This window comes from Lysobacter sp. 2RAF19 (assembly GCF_052115395.1).
In the GTDB taxonomy this organism is placed as follows: domain Bacteria; phylum Pseudomonadota; class Gammaproteobacteria; order Xanthomonadales; family Xanthomonadaceae; genus Noviluteimonas.
In genome coordinates, this window is the sequence record NZ_JBFRGO010000003.1 from 341,737 (window position 1) to 359,687 (window position 17,951).

A 17,951-nucleotide genomic window follows, 5' to 3' on the forward strand; every position below is an offset into this window, starting at 1 on the left:
GGCGCGGTGTTACTCGCGCGTGAGCACCACGTTGCCGAGGTCCACCGCGAACACGCCCTGGTCCAGGTGCACCTGCCGCGTCATCGGCTGATAGCCGGCGCAGGCGATCACGAGCTCGTAGTCGCGCACCTTCTTGTCGACGGGGAAGGATTCCTGGAAATGCGCGCCCTTCAGGCTGCGCGTGTAGTCGCCTTCGTCCGGTGTCCCCTTGAACTGCGGGAGCGAGAGGCGGCATTGGCTGTCCCCGGGCGGCGGGACGATCAATGCACCCCGCACCGTGATGTAGCCGTTGCCCGAACACGCGGCGAGACCGGCCACCGACAGCACTGCCACCCATCGCCAAGCGCGCATGATCCGGCCCTCCTTTGCGTGGCCGTCAGCAATACGCCGCCCGGGGCCGGGTAGGCAAGAGGGGAGCGATCCGACGAGAGGCGCTTGACGCTCGGCGGCTTTTCCTATCAATTAAATAGGAAATGCTGACCAACCGGGCCAGGTACGGGATTCGGGCGATGTGCGCGCTGGCGGGCGCGCGCGGCGAATCCTTGCAGGCCAAGGCCATCGCGACCCGCGCCGACGTTCCACTGAAGTTCCTCGAAGCCATCCTCGTCGACCTGCGACGCGCCGGTTTCGTGAACAGCGCGCGCGGCAAAGCCGGTGGGCATGCGCTCGCGCGGCCGGCCGAGTCGATCGTCGTCGGCGACGTCATCCGTGCCATCGACGGCCCGCTTGCGCCGGTGCGCTGCGCCAGCGTCACCGCCTACGCGCCCTGCGCCGATTGCAAGGATCCCGAACATTGCGCCGTGCGCGGGCTGATGCGTGAAGCACGCGAAGCGCTCGCCTCGGTGCTCGATACGTGCACGCTGCAGGCGCTGCACGACCGCGCGCATCCCCTCCACGCAGTGGACTCCGTCGCATGACCCCCATCGCGCCATCACGCCCAGCGAATGTTCCACCAACGACCCTTCCCGACCCGGAAGCGGAGGTGCTGCGCGCCATCCGCGACACCGCGTTCGGCACCATCGAGGTGACCGTGCACGGTTCGCGCATCGTGCAGATCGTCCGCAGCGAGAAGACCCGATTCGACCAGCGCTGACGCGCTGCCCACAACCGGCCGACCGGACCACCGGAGGCGATCCCACCCACAAGGGAGCAACCCCCGATGGTCCGAGCCTTCGTTCCGCTGACTCTCGCGCTCGCCTGCCTTGCCACGCCGCAGGCGCATGCCGCCGATCCACCGACGCCGCAGGACGCGCCCACCCTGCAGGACATCGAAGCGCGCGTGCGTCGCCTCGAAGCCTTGCTCGGTGAAACGCCGCCGTCTTCGCAGACCCCGGTCGACCTGACCACGCTCGACAAACGACTGCGCGCGCTGGAGCAAAAACTCGCCGCGCAACCGCCGGCCGTGGCCGTTACGCCGGCACCAGCGCCACCGTCGGCGAAAGAAACGAAGGCCGCGGAATCGCCGACCTTCACCTTCGACGAGAAAGGCATCGCGTGGAAATCCACCGTCGGCGGTGGCTCCGAACTGCGCCTGCGCGGCTTGTTCCAGTACGACGGCCGCCATTGGTTCGACGACAACCTCGTGCAGGACGACACCTTCCTCCTGCGCCGCCTGGAACCGACGATCGAAGGCAACTTCGGACCGTTGTTCGCGTATCGCTTCACCGGGCAGTTCGCGGGTGATTCGGCGAGCACCGTCGATGCCTACGTCGACGTGCGCTTCGATCCGCGTGCGACGGTGCGCGTGGGCAAGACCAAAGTTCCGCTGGGTTTGGAACGTTTGCAATCCAGTGCGACGACCAACCAGGTCGAGAATGGCCTGCCGTCGGAACTCGCGCCCGGCCGCGACATCGGCGTGCAGTTGCAGGGCAAGTTCGATGGCCCGGGGCTGTCGTACGCACTGGGTGTGTACAACGGTACGGTCGACGGGCGCGATGGCGCATCGACGAATCCCGACGGTGATTTCGAACTCGCCGCGCGCGTGTTCTTCGAACCGTGGAAGGGCGGCGACGGTGCGTTGTCGGGCCTCGGTTTCGGCCTGGCGGCCACGCACGGCGACAAGAACGGCTTCGGCAACGACTTCCTCCCGCGCTATCGCACGCCGGGGCAGCTGACGTTCTTCAGCTATCGCAACGACGTCGCCGCCGCGGGCACGCAGGATCGTTGGTCGCCGCAACTGTATTGGTATGCCGGCCGCTTCGGCGTGCTGGGCGAATACATCGCCTCGCGCCAGGACGTGGCGCGCAACGGCGCGAGCGACACGATCGACAACCGCGCCTGGCAAATCAGCACCAGCTTCGCGGTGACCGGCGAACCGACCAGTTACCAGGGCATCGTCAAACCCGACAATCCCTTCGCACTCGGCGAAAGCGGGTGGGGCGCACTGGAGCTCACCGCGCGTTACGGCGAGCTGGACATCGACGATCGCGCCTTCCCGATCTTCGCCAATCCCGTCAGCGCGGCAGCCGGCGCGCGCAGCTGGGGCGTCGGTTTCAACTGGTACTTCAACACGCACTTCAAACTGGTCGCCGATTACCTGCATACGACCTTCGACGCCGCCCCCGGCGGTTTCGAACGCGATGCCGAAGACCTCCTGTTGACCCGCGCGCAGTTCTCCTTCTGAGGCCCCCCGTCATGACGAAGACCTTCCTCGCGACCCTCGCGCTTGTCCTGCTCACCGGCGTGGCATCGGCGAAGACCACGCTGCTCAACGTGTCCTACGACCCCACGCGCGAACTCTACGAAGACGTGAACGTCGCCTTCGCCGCGCAGTGGAAACAGAAGACCGGCGAAGACCTCAACCTGCGCACGTCCCACGGCGGCTCGGGCAAACAGGCGCGCGCGGTGATCGACGGCCTGGGCGCCGATGTCGTCACGCTCGCGCTCGCCGCGGACATCGACGTCATCGCCGAAAAGGCCAAGCTGCTTCCGGCGAATTGGCAAACGCGTCTACCGCACAACAGCGCGCCCTACACCTCGACGATCGTCTTCCTCGTGCGCAAGGGCAATCCGAAGAAGATCAAGGACTGGAACGATCTCGCGCGCCCTGGCGTTGCGGTGATCACGCCCAATCCGAAGACCTCCGGCGGCGCGCGCTGGAACTACCTCGCCGCGTGGGCGTGGGCATCCCGCGAATATCGCACCGGCCCGAAGGTGGTCGACTACATGGGCAAGTTGTTCCGCAACGTGCCCGTGCTCGACACCGGCGCGCGCGGCGCGACGACGACCTTCGTCGAACGCGGCATCGGCGATGTGCTGATCGCGTGGGAAAACGAAGCCCTGCTGGCGCAGAACGACGCGCAGACGCGCGGCAAGTTCGAGATCGTCGTGCCGTCGCTCAGCATCAAGGCCGAACCGCCGGTCGCATGGCTGGATGCCAACATCGACAAACACGGCACGCGCATGCAGGCTGAAGCGTATCTGCGCTTCCTGTATACGCCGCAGGGCCAGCAGATCGTGGCGAAGCATTTCTATCGCCCGGCCGAACCCGCGGGCGTGTCGGCCGCCGGGCTCGCGCGCTTCCCGAAGCTGCCGATGGTGACCATCGACAACGCCTTCGGCGGTTGGAAGCACGCGCAGAAGACGCACTTCGCCGACGGCGGCTTCTTCGACCAGATCTATCGTCCGGGCGGCTGATCGATGTCGATCGTCGCCACGCGCCTGGCGCGGCGGATGCGCCATCCGCTGCCCGGTTTCGGCCTGAGCCTCGGCCTGGGCATGGCGTGGCTCGGGTTGATCGTGCTCCTGCCGCTGGCCGCGCTCGTCGTGCGGTCGGCGGAGTTGGGCGGCGCGGGTTGGATGCGCGTGCTCGCCGACCCGCGCGTGCGCGCTTCGCTGGTGTTGAGTTTCAGCGCATCGGCCGTCGCCGCGGTGATCGCATCGCTCGCCGGCGCGCTCATCGCCTGGGTGATCGTGCGTTATCGCTTCCCCGGTCGCCGCTTGATGGATGCGCTCGTCGACCTGCCGTTCGCGTTGCCGACGGCAGTCGCCGGCATCGCCTTGACGGCGATCTATTCGGCGAACGGCTGGGTCGGGCGTTTCGTCGAACCCCACGGGTACAAGATCGCCTACGCACCGGCGGGCATCGTGATCGCGCTGGTGTTCATCGGATTGCCATTCGCGGTGCGCACCTTGCAACCGGTGCTCGAAGTGCTCGGTCGCGACCAGGAAGAAGCCGCGGCGTCGCTGGGCGCGAGCCGGTTCACGACCTTCCGCCGCGTGGTGCTGCCCGAACTGGCGCCCGCATTGCTCACCGGGTTTTCGCTCGCCTTCGCGCGCGCGCTGGGCGAATACGGCTCGGTGATCTTCATCGCCGGCAACCTGCCGTTCAAGACGGAAATCGCGCCGCTGCTGATCACCATCCGCCTGGAGGAATACGACTACGACGGCGCGGTCGCGATCGCAGCGTTGTTGCTTGCCGCCTCGTTCGTGTGCCTGCTGGCGATCAATACGCTGATCCCGGCCCTGTTCGCGAGGAAGCGCGATGTTTGAGAAGGGCGCGCCCATCGACCCGCTGCAGGCGCCGCGTTGGCTGCGCTGGGGGCTCACCGCGCTCGCCGTGCTGGTGATGGCCTTGTTGCTCGTGATGCCGCTGGCGATGGTGCTCGGCGCGGCGTTCTCGGAAGGCGTGAAGGTGTGGTTCGCCGCGCTGACCGAGCCCGACGCGCGTTCGGCGCTGGAGTTGACGCTCGTCACCGCGGCCGTCGTCATTCCGCTCAACGCCTTCTTCGGCCTGTCCACCGCGTGGGCGGTGACACGCTTCGAATTCCGCGGCAAGCGCATCCTGCTGGCGCTGATCGACCTGCCGTTCGCGGTCTCGCCGGTGGTGGCGGGTCTGTGCCTGGTGCTGTTGTTCGGGCGCACGGGCTGGTTCGCGCCGCTGATCGATCACTACGGGCTGCAGATCCTGTTCGCGCGCCCGGCCATCATCCTGGCGACGATGTTCATCACCTTTCCCTTCGTCGCGCGCGAGTTGATTCCGCTGATGGAACAGCAGGGCACCGAAGAAGAACTCGCGGCGCGCTCGCTCGGGGCAGGGCCGTGGCAGATGTTCCGGCGCATCACCTTGCCCAACATCAAGTGGGCGCTGCTGTACGGCGTGTTGTTGTGCGGTGCGCGCGCGATGGGCGAGTTCGGTGCGGTCTCCGTGGTCTCCGGCCACATCCGCGGGCTGACCAATACCTTGCCGCTGCACATCGAAATCCTCTACAACGAATTCAATTCCACCGCGGCCTTCGCGGTCGCCTCGCTGCTCGCGGGGCTCGCACTGGTGACGCTCGTCGTGCGCTTCTGGCTGGAAGCGCGGCACGGCGATGCGCTCGCGCGCGCCCATCGGAGACACTGAGCGGACATGGACCTGCACCTGAACGGCATCGCCAAGCATTACCCCGGCGTCGCGGCGCTGGACGCCGTCGACCTGGACATCGCATCGGGCGAACTGGTCGCGTTGCTCGGCCCCTCGGGATCGGGCAAGACGACATTGCTGCGCGTCATCGCGGGCTTGCTGCATCCGGATGCGGGCCGATTGCACTTCGGCGAAACCGATGCGACGTCGATGCGCTTGCGCGAACGCAACGTCGGCTTCGTGTTCCAGCAGTACGCGCTGTTCCGCCACATGACCGTGGCCGAGAACATCGCCTTCGGCCTGCGCAGCCGGCCGCGCGCGCAGCGGCCCTCGCGCGCGGAAATCGCCAAGCGCGTCGACGAGTTGCTGGTGTTGATCCAGTTGCCCGAACTCGGCGGGCGCTATCCCGACCAACTTTCCGGTGGCCAGAAACAACGCGTCGCCCTGGCGCGCGCGCTGGCGATCAAGCCGAGCGTGCTGTTGCTCGACGAACCCTTCGGCGCGCTCGATGCCAAGGTCCGCGTGGAACTGCGTCGCTGGTTGCGGCGCCTGCACGAACAAACCGGGCAGACGACGGTCTTCGTCACGCACGACCAGGAAGAAGCGCTCGAGCTCGCCGATCGCGTGGTCGTCATGCGCAACGGCCGGATCGAGCAGGTCGCGTCGGTCGACGAAATCCATCGTGCGCCCGCTTCGCCCTTCGTGTTCGCCTTCATCGGTCGCGCGAACCGCCTGGAGGGCGAGGTGCACGAGGGGCGCTTCCACATGGAGGGACAGGCACTGGCACTGCCGATGGAAGGCGATTACGAAGGCCCCGCGGTGCTGATGACGCGTCCGCACGACCTGGCGATCGTCGGCGAAGGCGAAGGGTTCGCGGCGAAGGTGGTCGACCTGTTCCGTCGCGCCGACCGCATCACCGCCGAACTCGAATGCGCGGGCCAACCCCAGACCATGGAACTCGACATGCCCGACACGCAGGATGCGCAGGTGCCGCGCGTCGGCGACGTGGTGCGCGTGCGCCCGTTGCGGGCGTCGGTGTATCCGGGCGACCGGGCCGGCTAGGGGGTCTTCGCCGGCGCGGCTACGAGCGTTTCGCGCCCGAGCCATTCGAGCGCTTCGGCGCGCGTATCGAAGGTGCGCGCCGGAATGTGCCGGATTTCGCACGCCAGTTCCGTCGGGAACGCGAAGACGGTGGGAATCCCGACGAGGGCGACGCGCGCCGTGGGGATCGCAAGATGGGTGATGGTGCGCGCGATGAAGTCGGCGCGGTTCGCCTTGTCTTCCTCGACGGGCGTGGCGTGCGTGAAGTCGATGAGCAGGCGGTCGGCCTTCTCGGCCAACAACGCGCGCGCGGCGACTTCGACGGCTTGCGCACGTTCGAGGTAACCGACGACGCCGGTGTAGCGCACCTCGATGGTGCTGTCATCCAATGTATGAATCGAATGGGGCATGGAATCCTTTCCGTTGCGACGGGGTGTGACTTCGAATCAGCTCGTGCCTCGGGCCTGCTTGCCCCGCGCATCCTGCAACGCGGCCGCCACCGGCCCGTGGCGTTCCAGGTCCACGGTCTGCAACAACTCGCGATAGGCATGCGGGGACATGCCCACGGGGCTGTAGACGGCGTGGCCGCCGGTGGCGTCGGAACGCCACCGGCATCCGTACAACAGCGCCGATCCATTCGGCAGGTCGCGCCAGAACTGCGCCGGCGGTGCATCCAGTTCCTGTTGCAGGCCGTGCAACGGCCCGCCGACGAAAGTGACGATGACGCGCTTGTCCGATGAAGTCATACGCAAAGCATTGGCTAGGGTCTCGCGAAGGATTCTGCCAAAAGCCGCGTGGTCGGAAAATGCATGCGCCCCAACGCATTCAGCAAGGTCGAGGCAATGCGTGCGCGACGTGAAGACGACGCGCGTTACTGGAACGCGGTCAGATCCCGGGGTGTGATCCCGTTGGCATTGCAGTACGCCATGTAGCGTTCCAGCGCGGTCTTCCAGTTCTCGATCGCCACGACGCGGTCGTTCTCGTCCATGTACACCAGGTCGCCGGTGACGATGTTCAGTGCGATCACTTCGCCGTCGTGGTCGGAGGCCTGCGGTGTGTGCGCGGAACCGGCGGTTTCGTACACGATGCTGCCGGGCGTGGCGACCCAGTCGTGTTCCTGGTATTTCCACCGGCCCTGGAGCGTGTAAACGATGACGGTGCCGGAGTGGTAATGGCGCGGCATCACCGTGCTGGCCGGCGCCTTGAGCATGGCGATGACTTCGCCGCGGATCGGGTCGAGCTTGAAGTACTTGACCATCACCTCGTTGCTGTACGGCGCGAAGGGAATCCACGGAATGGATTCGTCGGCGATGACGGCGGTTTCGATGGACTTGTGGAGCATGGGGGAACGTCCTCTGGTTGGTGGGTTGCGCGCGATCAATCTAGCGCTCACCACGCGACCCTGTGCCGAGGAAATTGCCCAAGCGGGAGGTATCTTCTTCATCACCCGGACGCACAGGCGTGGGTCGTCCGACCCACGCCTGCCCGGTGTGCCGGTCTTACTGGCGCGTGGCCTGGCGCGCCGCGCCGCTGGCGGCCTTCGCCTTTTCGCTGACGACGAGTTTCATCGCGACGTCCGAATCCTTCCAGGACGCGTAATCCTCGTCCATCTGCGCGCGTTCCTCGGCGCTGAACATCTCGCGCGCCATCTTGAACATCGTCTTCTCTTCTTCCTTGGCGTGGTGGTCGATGAACTCACCGAACACTTTCACGCGGCCGGCGAACTCGGGCGTGCCGGGTTCGGCCTGGTGCACTTCGGGGATCACCGAATGCTCGACGGCATGGTGCTCGGCGATGGCTTCGGCGAGCGTCTGCATGCCTTCGCGGTCGGCGCGTTCCTTGAACGCGGGGTAGAACACCTGTTCTTCCCACTTCGCATGCGGGATCAGGCTGTCCTCGATCTTGTCCAGCAACTCGATGCGGCCTTTCACGGCACGGTCGGTCGTGTCCTTCATCTGTTCGAACAACGCGCGCAATGCGTCGTGTTCTTCCTTCAAAGTCTTCAGGATGTCGCGTGCCATCGGGGTCCTCCGGTTGAACTGCACGCAAGGATGCTGGACCCCCGGCGGTCGACGATGCGTGACTCCGCGAACGTGACTGCGATCGACAGGCACAAAAAAACCGCCACGCGGGCGGTTTTTGGATCGGCGAATGAAAAATTGGTCGGGGAGACAGGATTCGAACCTGCGACCTCTACGTCCCGAACGTACAGATAGGTGTCCGGCGGGCATGTGGATTTAGGCCAAGTGCCTGAATTGCCGTCCCCACGGGTCCGCCCGCATTCGCTGCCATGCTCGGATTTGTTGACCACTTGCTGACCAGCGGCCATGCCCGTAGTCCGGCGCCAAGTCCTTACCAAACTCCTGGTGGATGGGATCAAGCCCAAATCCAGCTCGTTTCGCGTCTGGGACGCCAAGGTGCCCGGTCTGGCCCTGCGGGTCCGGCCAACCGGGCGAAAGGCCTACGAACTGCACTGGGGGCGGAATAAGGCAGTCGTCCTTGGCACGCATGGCGCAATGACGTTGGAAGGCGCGAGGTCGGCGGCCCTTCGCGCCCTTGGTGAGACCGAGGAGCACGGGGCGCCGCTGGCCACCGTGGAGGGTGGGCTCGGGAAGGCCTCGACGTTCGGCGAGTTCGTCACCCGACGCTATGGACCCCACCTTCTGGCAGTCAACAAGGCGGGGGCCGAGACGCTGGCCGCCATCAATGCCCAATTTGGTTTCTTGGTCGACCGTCCGTTGGCTGGAGTCACCCGCGCAGACTTCGACGACTTCAAAGCCAAAAGGCTAAGCGCGGGCACGCATCCCTCGACCGTGAATCGGGATATGGACCGGCTCAAGGCGGCGTTGTCCCAGGCCGTCGAGTGGGGCTTACTCGCCGAGAACCCGTTGCGAGGGGTTAAACGAATCAAGCGGGGAATCGAAGAACGGGTCCGCTACCTGACGACCAAAGAGGAAGCCGCGCTCCGGAAGGCATTGGACGCGCGTGAGAGGCGGTTTCAGGCCCGCCGCGTCAGTGGCGCGAAGTGGAGGGCGGAACGAGGAAAGCCCGCCTTAAAAGCCGCCCCAGGAGGCTACTCGGATCACCTGATGCCCATGACGCTGCTCGCGCTCAACACTGGGATGCGGCGGGGCGAGCTGACTTCACTGAACAGGGAGGACATCAACCTCTCCGCGAAGGTGCTAACGGTTCGCGCGACCTCGGCGAAGTCGGGTAGGGCGCGGCATCTGCCACTCAATTCAGAAGCCCTGGCCGGGCCTGTCACCATGACGCTCACTAGCACGTCGATGTCACGACTTAGAACAGGTTATCCAACTGGTCCGCGATCCCCCACCCGTGAAGGTCGAAACGGCGTGTCGAAACCAGGTGCCGGGCGACTGGTTTCTAGTGCGGCGCACCAATGACTCGTTGCCAAAGGGCGTGTCTTTCGGTGGCGCGTCTACCGAAAGTAGGCGTGCGTCTGCCCGCTTTCGGTGGCGTAGCGCCCGCATGTAGACAGCTTTTCGCCGTGCATTCGGCAACGGCAAAGCGATGAGTTGACAGGGCTTTCATATGCCCGCGAGTGTCGCACCGGGGACAACTCAAGGGGAACGTCGTATGTCGCGATGGATCGTGGCGCTGTTGTGCGTGGCGCTGAGCTCGACGGCGATGGCGCAAGAGGATCGCACCGTTACGGATGACTACGACACCCAGACCATCGGCGCCGGCAAAGTTTCGCCGCTCGATAGTGACTTGTTCGGCGACAACATCGACTACGGCTCTGGTGGGCTAACAATCAAGGTCACCGATGTGAGTCTGCCGGGCAACAATGGGCTGCCCGTTTCGCTCCAGCGCACTTTCCATGCCTCGGACGATGGCGTGCGAATGTTGCAGTGGACTGATTACGACATCCCTTATCTGAGCGGCCTATATCGAAAGATCAGCGGTTGGCAGGGGGACAACACGCAAGACCCGAATGCGCGTTGCACCTACGGTCAGGCGCCCGAGGTCGGTCAGTCGGCCGGAAAGCCTGATCGCTTCTTCCCGGAGGAATACTGGCACGGCGTTTACCTCAATCTGCCGAGTAGTGGCCCTCAGTTGCTGCAGGCCGTGAATCCGAGTTCGGGGCAGGGGCCTTCCGATGGTGACGTCTATCGGTGGGTCACCCAGTCGCACTGGTACGTCTCTTGCCTAGGAGCGACGTCCAATGGCGCTGCAGGAGAGGGGTTCCTCGCTCGTTCGCCGGACGGCACCAAGTATTGGTTCGATCGCCTCGTGGTGTGGGAGTCAGCGACAAGTATTAAGAAGCCCGCCTGGCAGGGCGGAATGGCCTACTTGGCGCGCAACGAATTCCGCATGCTGCCTTCGCGCGTGGAGGATCGGTTCGGCAACTGGGTGACGTACACCTACAACGGGAAGTTGCTCACGTCGATCCAGTCCAACGACGGCCGTCAGCTGACGCTCGTGTACGACGCGCTCGACCGTCTCTCCACTGTCAGTGACGGTACGCGTACATGGACCTACGACTACACCAGCGGTCTTAAGGTGACTTACCCGGACCTGAGTGTTTGGCGCGCCTCGTTCAGCGGAGTTGGAATCAGTAGGAACCAGCAGGATTGCGACTACGCGTGGGTGCCTCGCTACAGCGGTGAGCGATACCTGACTATCGAACATCCGTCGGGCGCGGTGGCGACCTACAGGCTCGCCGGGCTGTTGCGCGGCGTCTCATACGTGCCATACCACGGCATAGCAGGAGGCGCATGGTGCATTTATACGCCGAAGGTGCAGGAAGGGATCGCGGTGTACTCGAAAACCGTCTCCGGCCCCGGGATTGCGACGCAAACATGGACGATGACATATGGCCCGCCGAACGACTGCTACGTGTGGGCTGGCACCGGTTTCCAGCCTTCCCAGCCGTGCGCGGCGAACGCGCCGACCACCCGCACCGTCGAGGTGACTGGTCCGGACGGCTACAGACGCTTCACCGTCGGCAACAAGTATCACGACAATGACGGAGCGATTCTCCGAGTTGACCGAGGTGCCACGAGTGCGTCGATCCTGGAATCCCGTGTTTCGTCACACGCCTTCCTGCCTGCCGTCGGTGGATTCTGGATACTTGCCGGCGACAACTACTTTGCCTTTCACGAGCGCGTTGAGAACCAAACGACAACAACGCGCGACGGTGTGAATTTCACAAGCACGGTCAACGCCCGCGACGCACTCGGTCGGCCGACGAGCCAAACCCTGTCGACATCGCAAGGCTTGGCGCGGACGGACGTGACAGCCTACTACGATAATCCATCGAAATGGATCCTCGGGCAGGTGGCATCAGTCACGACAACAAGCGTTTCGCCGAACGTCGTACTCTCGCGCGTCGAATACGACAGTAACGGAATGCGGTGGAAGACCTACGGCCCGGGCACGCCCGCGGAGCCAGGACTACTACAGCAACTACTTTCCTACGATTTGTCCTCAAGCCTTGCCAGTGGGCTGCGCGGCACGATCGCAAGCACGACTGACGCGCGCGGATTCGTCACCACCTACGGCAACTGGTATCGCGGACAGCCGCGCCTTATCCACTATCCCGTCACTGACGAAGCGCCCGCGGGTGCCCAACAGACGACCGAAATCAACAACGATGGTTCGGTAGCGTGGGTCATCGACGAGACCGGCTCCAAGCAATGCTTTGACCGCGACGCGATGGGCCGACTGTCAGGGGTAACCTATCCCACTGAAAGCGCAGCCAATTCCTGTAGCACATCTGATTGGAACAAGCGTGTCATCACCTTCGGGCCTGGCGCCGCGGCATTTGGATTGCCGCCGAACCATTGGATCCAGACCTCGACCTTGGACAAGGCCGTGACGAACGTGCATTTCGACGCACAGTGGCGCCCAGTCGTCGAAGAGCGTTACGACAACACGACTGCCGCGACGAAAATCGCGACCGCGAGCTATGTCATCAGGCGGTACGACATCGCTGGGAGGCTCGCGTTCGAGTCGTACCCCGTTGCGAGCCTGGGTGCGTATACAGACCCGGCGCTGAAGGGGACTTACACCTTCTACGACGCGCTGGGACGCGTTGTGCGAACTGAGCAGGATTCCGACGTCGGGCGCCTTGCGACGACGACCGAATATCAGGCGGGTTTCAAGACGATGGTAACGAACGCGCGGCAGAAACAAACCACCACGACGTTCTTCTCCTTGGATGGCTCGGCCTATGACAAGCCGTTGGTCATCGCGCAACCCGAGGGTGTCATGACGACGATCACGCGCGACATCTTTGGAAACGAGACGGCGCTGACGCGGTCGGGCACGGGCGGCTGAAGCGAAGTGAATCCGGTCGCGGGGGCGTCCGGCCAATAGGAAGTGGCGACTTCATCATGGCGCTCTCGCGGCGCCCAGGGGATGAGCATGCGAACTGGAATGGACTCGGGAAACTCGTCGGTGCTGGGGAAGTTGCTGGCGATAATTGCCATTTCACTGTTCCTGGCTCTGGGCTCGCAACCTGCGCGAGCGCAGATGAAGAACTCCCAATTCGTCGGGCAAAGTGTGCCCACACGCATGGTAGTGGGTCGAACTTACTCGGCCCTGGTGCAGATGAGGAACACGGCGGCATTCGGGTCATGGAGCACTGCGATTCAGATCGGATCCCAGAATCCGCAGGACAACCTGGTCTGGGGCGTCAACCGCGCCAACGTCTCTGCAACTACCGGTGCGAACCAGGTCGGCAACTTTCCTCTAACCATCGTCGCGCCGTCGACGCCTGGCGCCTACAACTTCCAATGGCGTACGTTGAGCGGAACCACGTGGTTCGGTGCAACGACGCCAAACGTGGTCATCAACGTCTACTCTGATGCAACGCAATCGGTATCCCTGACCGAGCCCGCAAACGGCGCGACGTACACAGTGGGGTCGACGGTCTGGTTGACCGCGGACGCGGACTTTTTCAACGGAGTTGAACGCGTCGAGTTCTGGATCGATGGTGTTCTGGTAGCCCAGGATGCATATCCCATCTATCAGGCTACGTGGACTGCAACCCTCGGTTCTCACACTATCGTCGCCAAAGCTTTTGCGGGCTCGACGATGACTTCCACGGCGGCGGTCACTTTCAATGTTCTGCCGCCGCCCAACACGCCTCCGACCGTCGCACTCACCGCGCCGGTGAATGGCGCAACACAGCCGACCTTAAGTGCGATGGCGTTCTCGGCATCTGCAAACGACAGCGATGGCATCGTCCAACGGGTGGAGTTCTGGGTCGATGGTGCACTCTTCGCGCAGGACACGACCGCGCCGTATTCGGCCGTATGGACCGTCGTAATGGGCACGCATTCCGTTGTTGCGAAGGCTTACGACGACGGCGGCGCAAGCGTTGCGAGCGACGCCGTGATTGTGACTGGTACGAACAATCTGCCGAGTGTCGCATTGACGTCGCCGGCAAGCGGAGCCAGCGTATCCGCTGGCTCGGCAGTGCCGATGACAGCGACTGCGAGCGACGTCGATGGCAGCATCCAGCGCGTGGAATTCTTGGTCGATGGCGTAGAAGTCGGAGAGGACAACTCGGCGCCGTACTCGGTGACGTGGGCCGCGAAGGTCGGCAGCCATGCCATCACCGCCCGTGCTATCGACAATATGGGCGGAATGACGACGACGGGCGCCTCTCTCATCACGGTTACGCCTCCCTCCCCGCCACCGGCCAATGTCAGTTTGGTGAGACGCTACGTCTACGACGCCCACCAGCGGGTCTGCAAAGTGATCGAGCCAGAGTCGGGCGCAACTTTGTTCCACTACGATTCAAGTGGCAATGTCGATTGGAGCGCGACGGGCCTGCCGTTGACAGCAGCCACTAACTGCGCGTCTGACGAGGCTGTCGCGCAGGCGTCCGGACGCGTCGTGCACCGCACTTACGACGCGCTAAACCGCTTGAAGACGATGCAGTTCCCGGACGGTATCGGTGATCAGTCATGGCAGTACGAAAAAGATGGTTTGCCCAGCCGGGTCGAGGCGCAGAACCCCGGGGTAACGGTGGTCAATACGTATGCCTACAACAGGCGCAGATTGGCCATCGGCGAGACGGTGTCGCAACCTGACGGTAGTACATGGGGGCTGAGTTACTTTCCAGACCGAAATGGCAACCTGGCGCGCGTCCTTCAGCCTGACGGCGAGATGATCGACAATTCGCCAAACGCGTTGGGTCAGCCGACCAGCGTTTCGAGTCAGTACGCGACGTATGCATCAAATGTCAGTTTCTTTGCGAACGGCGCTCTGCGTCAGTTCACCTACGGCAACGGCATCGTCCACACAATGGCGCAGAACATGCGCGGCTTGCCGGAGCGCAGCCGCGATATTGGCACGACGGTGATCCTCGACGACACCTACGACTACGATACGCTCGGCAATGTCATCGCGATCACGGATGCCGCGCGCTCGGGATACGGTAATCGCGACATGACCTACGACGATCTCGATCGCCTTATCGAGGTGGATTCGCCGATGTTCGGTGCCGGAGGTGCACGCTACGGATACGATAGTGTGGACAACCTCATTTTTGTGAGGGCGCCGGGCCGCGATCAAACGTACTGGTACGACGGCAGTAATCACCTCACCAACGTGCGCGATTCAGACGGCGCCAGCGTCGTAGGCATGGACTACGATCCGCAGGGCAACCGGACCAACAAGAACGGCACGCACTATGAGTTCGACATCGGCAACCGGTTGATGACGGTGCGATATGGTAGCGACGAGATCGAAGAGTATCGATACGACGGCAACCGGCGTCGCGTCTTCTCGTGGAAGTCCGCCGACAATGCGACGATCTTGCGCTCGCAATACGATCAGAACGGCGTATTGCGGTATCAATTCTCGAATCGTCGTGGTCAGGCAATCGGCTACGTGTATTTGGGACGGAGCCTGATCGCCAAGCGCTTGCTGCCAATCGGTGGCGGCGCCGCGACGATCGAATACCTGCATACAGATGCGCTTCGCAGCCCGGTCGCGACCACCAACGCGGCCGGCACGTTGGTTTCACGCAAGGACTACGAGCCGTACGGCTCGCCACTGGATGGCGTCTTCACGGATGCGCCTGGTTTCACTGGGCACGTCATGGATGAGAAGACGGGGCTGACGTACATGCAGCAGAGGTACTACGACCCAAGCATCGGCGCGTTCCTGTCCATCGATCCGATTGCGGCGGACAAGGCGACCGGTGCAGGATTCAATCGTTACTGGTACGCCGGCAACAGTCCTTACAACAACGTCGACCCAGATGGTCGCGGTCAGAATCCGTTCCAAATACCCGCTGGCACGCCCACAGTCTTGCCCCGCACTCCGCAGGATGCGGCCGACATCGTGCATCGCCAAGCCACGCCGTCGTCGACCCTTGCGTTGACGGCTTCAGTCGGGGGCAGCCTTGCGGGCGGTGTCCCATACTTCAGTAGCGGTTCGGTGCAAGGCTCAGTTGGTGTCCATATTCCGCTTGCCGCGAATCAACCCGTGACCGTCTACGAGCAGAAGGCGGCGATGATCAACATATTTGGAGGGTCCGCCTCGACGGCCGGCCAGTCCGACTCGATGCAGTGGGCAGGCGGGCTCTCGGCCGACTTGGGTTGGCAAGTTGGCCTGACTAACGGGCAGCCGGGCGGGACGGCAATGGTTACAAACGTGGTCACACCCGCTTTTACATTTTCGTACGAATCGGGTACGGACGGTACTTGGGGCATCAACGTTGGGCCAGGCGCTTTCGGCGTTAGCGTCAGCCAGCAATTAGTGGACAGCAACCCGATCATCGTGCTGCCGACCGTTACAATTAACGCGCTCGAAGTTGAGGCAATGGAAGTCGAAGATGGCACTCATTAGCTTGATGACGCTGTTCTTTGGGCTGGTGTCCGTGGTGCTGCGTGGGCGCGTCATCGACGCGCTCAAGGAGGCCGGAGTGTTCGAGAAGGCCGGATCCCCACGACGCATCTATTACAGCGACCTTCTTCATTTCCGCCTGCTTACGCTGGCAGGTGGCGGGATCGAGCATAGACATCGGGTCGTGTTCATTCTCTATTTTGTGGCGACGATGCTGTTTCATTTGGGACTCGTGCTCATTCTTTTGTCGGCATGGTGGCGGTGATCCGGGTTGCCCGCCGTCCAAAGCGAGAGAGGCAACAGAATGGATATTTCTGTACCGGGGCGTAGCACGCCGCCATCGAGCGCCGTCTGTTCTGAAATGTTCGTTTCTGGCCAATGCTTCAAAGCCGTGACGCGCATTTCGGAGACGCAAACGCAGCTCGCGAACAGCGCCTAAAAACGCACTAGCACGCGCTAAGTCGCGCTGCATTCCAAGGCCCATCTCGGGTCATTTCAGTTTTCTTCGATACGCGATAGCGTCGGGCCGTGGGCACGTCATCGACTCAGCGACCTATACCCGTCGCGCAATATTTGCGTATGTCCACGGAGCACCAGCGGTATTCCACGACGAACCAAGCCGAGGCAATTGCGAAATACGCCGAGCAACACGGTATGGAGGTCGTGCGTACGTACGAGGACAGTGGTAGGAGCGGTCTCACGTTGGCAGAGCGCCCTGCGCTGCAGGAACTGCTAGCAGACGTTCACAGCCCCGTGCGTCGCTTCAAGGCAGTCATCGCATTCGATGTGAGCCGGTGGGGGCGTTTTCAAGATGTCGACGAGAGTGCGTACTACGAATTCGTATGCAGGCGGGCAGGCGTGGAGGTTGTGTACTGCGCCGAGCCATTCGGGGATGTGCCTGGGCCGATGTCGGTTGTCATTAAGAGCGTGAAGCGCGCGATGGCGGCGGAGTTCAGCCGTGAGCTTGGTCGCAAGGTTCACGCGGGAAAGTGCTTACTTGCCCGTCGCGGCTACCACATGGGCGGAATGCCAGATTTCGCGCTCCAGCGCGTGTTGGTGTCCGAGGATGGCGAAGTGAAGGGCCGCCTCAAGCGCCACGAGTTGAAGTCCATCCAGACAGATCGCGTCTTGTTGGAACCTGGCGACCAGCTCGACGTGGCCCTCGTGCGTCATAGATTCGGTCTCTTCGTGAGACGTGGCTGCGCGAGGCCGACGTTGCCCGCGTTCTGAACTGGTCCTGCTACCCAAGTCGGACGGGCTTGTACGACTGGTCAGGTCAGACGGTCCGACGGTCGGGCGTTTTCCGACGCTGTAAAAGGCCGCCATTGGTAACAGCGCAGATCAGTAGTCTGGTGCGAGCTCCCGCGGCAATAAGGAAAACGCCGCCTCGTCTCGGTCGCGCCTGAGTGTAGCCCGCCTAATCTAGAGACGAATAGAAAAACAATCGGAGGAAATCAAACGTCCCGCCGAGCGACGCGACGGGAAAAACTAAGCCAGAGCAATGGGCGCGGAGCGCGAAAATTGGCAGCGGAACCGCGTTTTGCTGACCAAGTGCTGACCAACAAAAAACCGCCTTTCGGCGGCTTTTGCTAACGGCTTGATTTAATTGGTCGGGGAGACAGGATTCGAACCTGCGACCTCTACGTCCCGAACGTAGCGCTCTACCAGACTGAGCTACACCCCGACAGCCGAGCCGCGAATTCTAGCGGGGCGCCCGAGGTCGAGGCAAGCCTTGGAT

17 protein-coding genes and 1 tRNA gene are annotated in these 17,951 nt (G+C 63.2%); 12 read left to right on the top strand and 6 right to left on the bottom strand.

Going from position 1 to position 17,951, the window contains the following annotated elements; genetic code table 11:
* Positions 1–9: 9 nt before the first annotated feature.
* Positions 10–351, bottom strand: a complete 342-nt coding sequence (locus tag AB4059_RS13100; protein WP_498979451.1) for a hypothetical protein — start codon at positions 349–351, stop codon at positions 10–12.
* Positions 352–473: 122 nt separating this feature from the next.
* Between AB4059_RS13100 and AB4059_RS13105 the strand changes: the two genes are divergently transcribed.
* From AB4059_RS13105 to AB4059_RS13135, 7 genes are all read left to right on the top strand, one after another.
* Positions 474–917 carry an RrF2 family transcriptional regulator gene (locus tag AB4059_RS13105; protein WP_498979452.1) on the top strand — a complete coding sequence of 148 codons (444 nt, stop codon included), beginning with the start codon at positions 474–476 and terminating at the stop codon, positions 915–917.
* A gap of 65 nt (positions 918–982) precedes the next feature.
* Positions 983–1,093, top strand: a complete 111-nt coding sequence (locus AB4059_RS13110; RefSeq protein ID WP_498964134.1) for a DUF2292 domain-containing protein — start codon at positions 983–985, stop codon at positions 1,091–1,093.
* Between the two features lie 66 nt (positions 1,094–1,159).
* Positions 1,160–2,623, top strand: coding sequence for an OprO/OprP family phosphate-selective porin (locus AB4059_RS13115; RefSeq protein ID WP_498979453.1), 1,464 nt, complete (start codon positions 1,160–1,162; stop codon positions 2,621–2,623).
* An 11-nt stretch (positions 2,624–2,634) separates the two neighbouring features.
* Positions 2,635–3,636 carry a sulfate ABC transporter substrate-binding protein gene (locus AB4059_RS13120; RefSeq protein ID WP_498979455.1) on the top strand — a complete coding sequence of 334 codons (1,002 nt, stop codon included), beginning with the start codon at positions 2,635–2,637 and terminating at the stop codon, positions 3,634–3,636.
* Positions 3,637–3,639: 3 nt separating this feature from the next.
* On the top strand, positions 3,640–4,491 hold the full coding sequence (gene cysT / locus AB4059_RS13125) for a sulfate ABC transporter permease subunit CysT (protein ID WP_498979456.1): 852 nt from the start codon (positions 3,640–3,642) through the stop codon (positions 4,489–4,491).
* A complete protein-coding gene (gene cysW, locus AB4059_RS13130; RefSeq protein WP_498979458.1) occupies positions 4,484–5,344 on the top strand; it encodes a sulfate ABC transporter permease subunit CysW in 861 nt (286 codons plus the stop codon). The genes cysT and cysW overlap by 8 nt, the downstream gene beginning before the upstream one ends.
* A 6-nt stretch (positions 5,345–5,350) precedes the next feature.
* Entirely contained in the window at positions 5,351–6,406 is a 1,056-nt protein-coding gene (locus tag AB4059_RS13135; RefSeq protein WP_498979459.1) for a sulfate/molybdate ABC transporter ATP-binding protein, read from the top strand.
* On the opposite strand, the gene AB4059_RS13140 is transcribed toward AB4059_RS13135, so the two are convergent.
* The 4 genes from AB4059_RS13140 to AB4059_RS13155 all read right to left on the bottom strand — a co-directional run bounded on the left by AB4059_RS13140 (position 6,403) and on the right by AB4059_RS13155 (position 8,406).
* Positions 6,403–6,795 carry a hypothetical protein gene (locus AB4059_RS13140; protein ID WP_498979460.1) on the bottom strand — a complete coding sequence of 131 codons (393 nt, stop codon included), beginning with the start codon at positions 6,793–6,795 and terminating at the stop codon, positions 6,403–6,405. The two genes, AB4059_RS13135 and AB4059_RS13140, sit on opposite strands and share 4 nt — an antisense overlap.
* A 36-nt stretch (positions 6,796–6,831) precedes the next feature.
* Complete coding sequence (locus tag AB4059_RS13145; protein WP_498979462.1) at positions 6,832–7,131, bottom strand: hypothetical protein; 300 nt, start codon at positions 7,129–7,131, stop codon at positions 6,832–6,834.
* A 125-nt stretch (positions 7,132–7,256) separates the two neighbouring features.
* Positions 7,257–7,727 (bottom strand): 2,4'-dihydroxyacetophenone dioxygenase family protein, encoded by a 471-nt coding sequence (locus tag AB4059_RS13150; protein WP_498979463.1) that lies wholly within the window; start codon positions 7,725–7,727, stop codon positions 7,257–7,259.
* Positions 7,728–7,884: 157 nt separating this feature from the next.
* Positions 7,885–8,406 (bottom strand): hemerythrin domain-containing protein, encoded by a 522-nt coding sequence (locus AB4059_RS13155; RefSeq protein WP_498964152.1) that lies wholly within the window; start codon positions 8,404–8,406, stop codon positions 7,885–7,887.
* A 306-nt stretch (positions 8,407–8,712) separates the two neighbouring features.
* On the opposite strand from AB4059_RS13155, the gene AB4059_RS13160 reads away from it, so the two are divergent.
* From AB4059_RS13160 to AB4059_RS13180, 5 genes are all read left to right on the top strand, one after another.
* Positions 8,713–9,789, top strand: a complete 1,077-nt coding sequence (locus AB4059_RS13160; RefSeq protein WP_498979465.1) for a site-specific integrase — start codon at positions 8,713–8,715, stop codon at positions 9,787–9,789.
* 193 nt (positions 9,790–9,982) lie between these two features.
* Positions 9,983–12,688: a hypothetical protein gene (locus tag AB4059_RS13165; RefSeq protein WP_498979466.1), complete on the top strand. Its 2,706-nt coding sequence runs from the start codon at positions 9,983–9,985 to the stop codon at positions 12,686–12,688.
* Between the two features lie 99 nt (positions 12,689–12,787).
* Positions 12,788–16,216 (top strand): RHS repeat domain-containing protein, encoded by a 3,429-nt coding sequence (locus AB4059_RS13170; protein ID WP_498979468.1) that lies wholly within the window; start codon positions 12,788–12,790, stop codon positions 16,214–16,216.
* Complete coding sequence (locus AB4059_RS13175; RefSeq protein WP_498979469.1) at positions 16,203–16,478, top strand: hypothetical protein; 276 nt, start codon at positions 16,203–16,205, stop codon at positions 16,476–16,478. The genes AB4059_RS13170 and AB4059_RS13175 overlap by 14 nt, the downstream gene beginning before the upstream one ends.
* Positions 16,479–16,741: 263 nt before the next feature.
* Complete coding sequence (locus AB4059_RS13180) at positions 16,742–17,443, top strand: recombinase family protein (protein ID WP_498979471.1); 702 nt, start codon at positions 16,742–16,744, stop codon at positions 17,441–17,443.
* A 377-nt stretch (positions 17,444–17,820) separates the two neighbouring features.
* Here the strand turns inward: AB4059_RS13180 and AB4059_RS13185 are convergent.
* Positions 17,821–17,897 (bottom strand) — tRNA-Pro (locus tag AB4059_RS13185).
* Between the last annotated feature and the right edge of the window lie 54 nt (positions 17,898–17,951).

Excerpts from the sequence above, each read along its gene's own strand:
- AB4059_RS13100 (WP_498979451.1), bottom strand. The coding sequence starts at position 351 with ATGCGCGCTTGGCGATGGGTGGCAGTGCTGTCGGTGGCCGGTCTCGCC.
- AB4059_RS13105 (WP_498979452.1), top strand. The coding sequence starts at position 474 with ATGCTGACCAACCGGGCCAGGTACGGGATTCGGGCGATGTGCGCGCTG.
- AB4059_RS13115 (WP_498979453.1), top strand. The coding sequence starts at position 1,160 with ATGGTCCGAGCCTTCGTTCCGCTGACTCTCGCGCTCGCCTGCCTTGCC.
- AB4059_RS13120 (WP_498979455.1), top strand. The coding sequence starts at position 2,635 with ATGACGAAGACCTTCCTCGCGACCCTCGCGCTTGTCCTGCTCACCGGC.
- cysT (WP_498979456.1), top strand. The coding sequence starts at position 3,640 with ATGTCGATCGTCGCCACGCGCCTGGCGCGGCGGATGCGCCATCCGCTG.
- cysW (WP_498979458.1), top strand. The coding sequence starts at position 4,484 with ATGTTTGAGAAGGGCGCGCCCATCGACCCGCTGCAGGCGCCGCGTTGG.
- AB4059_RS13135 (WP_498979459.1), top strand. The coding sequence starts at position 5,351 with ATGGACCTGCACCTGAACGGCATCGCCAAGCATTACCCCGGCGTCGCG.
- AB4059_RS13140 (WP_498979460.1), bottom strand. The coding sequence starts at position 6,795 with ATGCCCCATTCGATTCATACATTGGATGACAGCACCATCGAGGTGCGC.
- AB4059_RS13145 (WP_498979462.1), bottom strand. The coding sequence starts at position 7,131 with ATGACTTCATCGGACAAGCGCGTCATCGTCACTTTCGTCGGCGGGCCG.
- AB4059_RS13150 (WP_498979463.1), bottom strand. The coding sequence starts at position 7,727 with ATGCTCCACAAGTCCATCGAAACCGCCGTCATCGCCGACGAATCCATT.
- AB4059_RS13155 (WP_498964152.1), bottom strand. The coding sequence starts at position 8,406 with ATGGCACGCGACATCCTGAAGACTTTGAAGGAAGAACACGACGCATTG.
- AB4059_RS13160 (WP_498979465.1), top strand. The coding sequence starts at position 8,713 with ATGCCCGTAGTCCGGCGCCAAGTCCTTACCAAACTCCTGGTGGATGGG.
- AB4059_RS13165 (WP_498979466.1), top strand. The coding sequence starts at position 9,983 with ATGTCGCGATGGATCGTGGCGCTGTTGTGCGTGGCGCTGAGCTCGACG.
- AB4059_RS13170 (WP_498979468.1), top strand. The coding sequence starts at position 12,788 with ATGGACTCGGGAAACTCGTCGGTGCTGGGGAAGTTGCTGGCGATAATT.
- AB4059_RS13175 (WP_498979469.1), top strand. The coding sequence starts at position 16,203 with ATGGCACTCATTAGCTTGATGACGCTGTTCTTTGGGCTGGTGTCCGTG.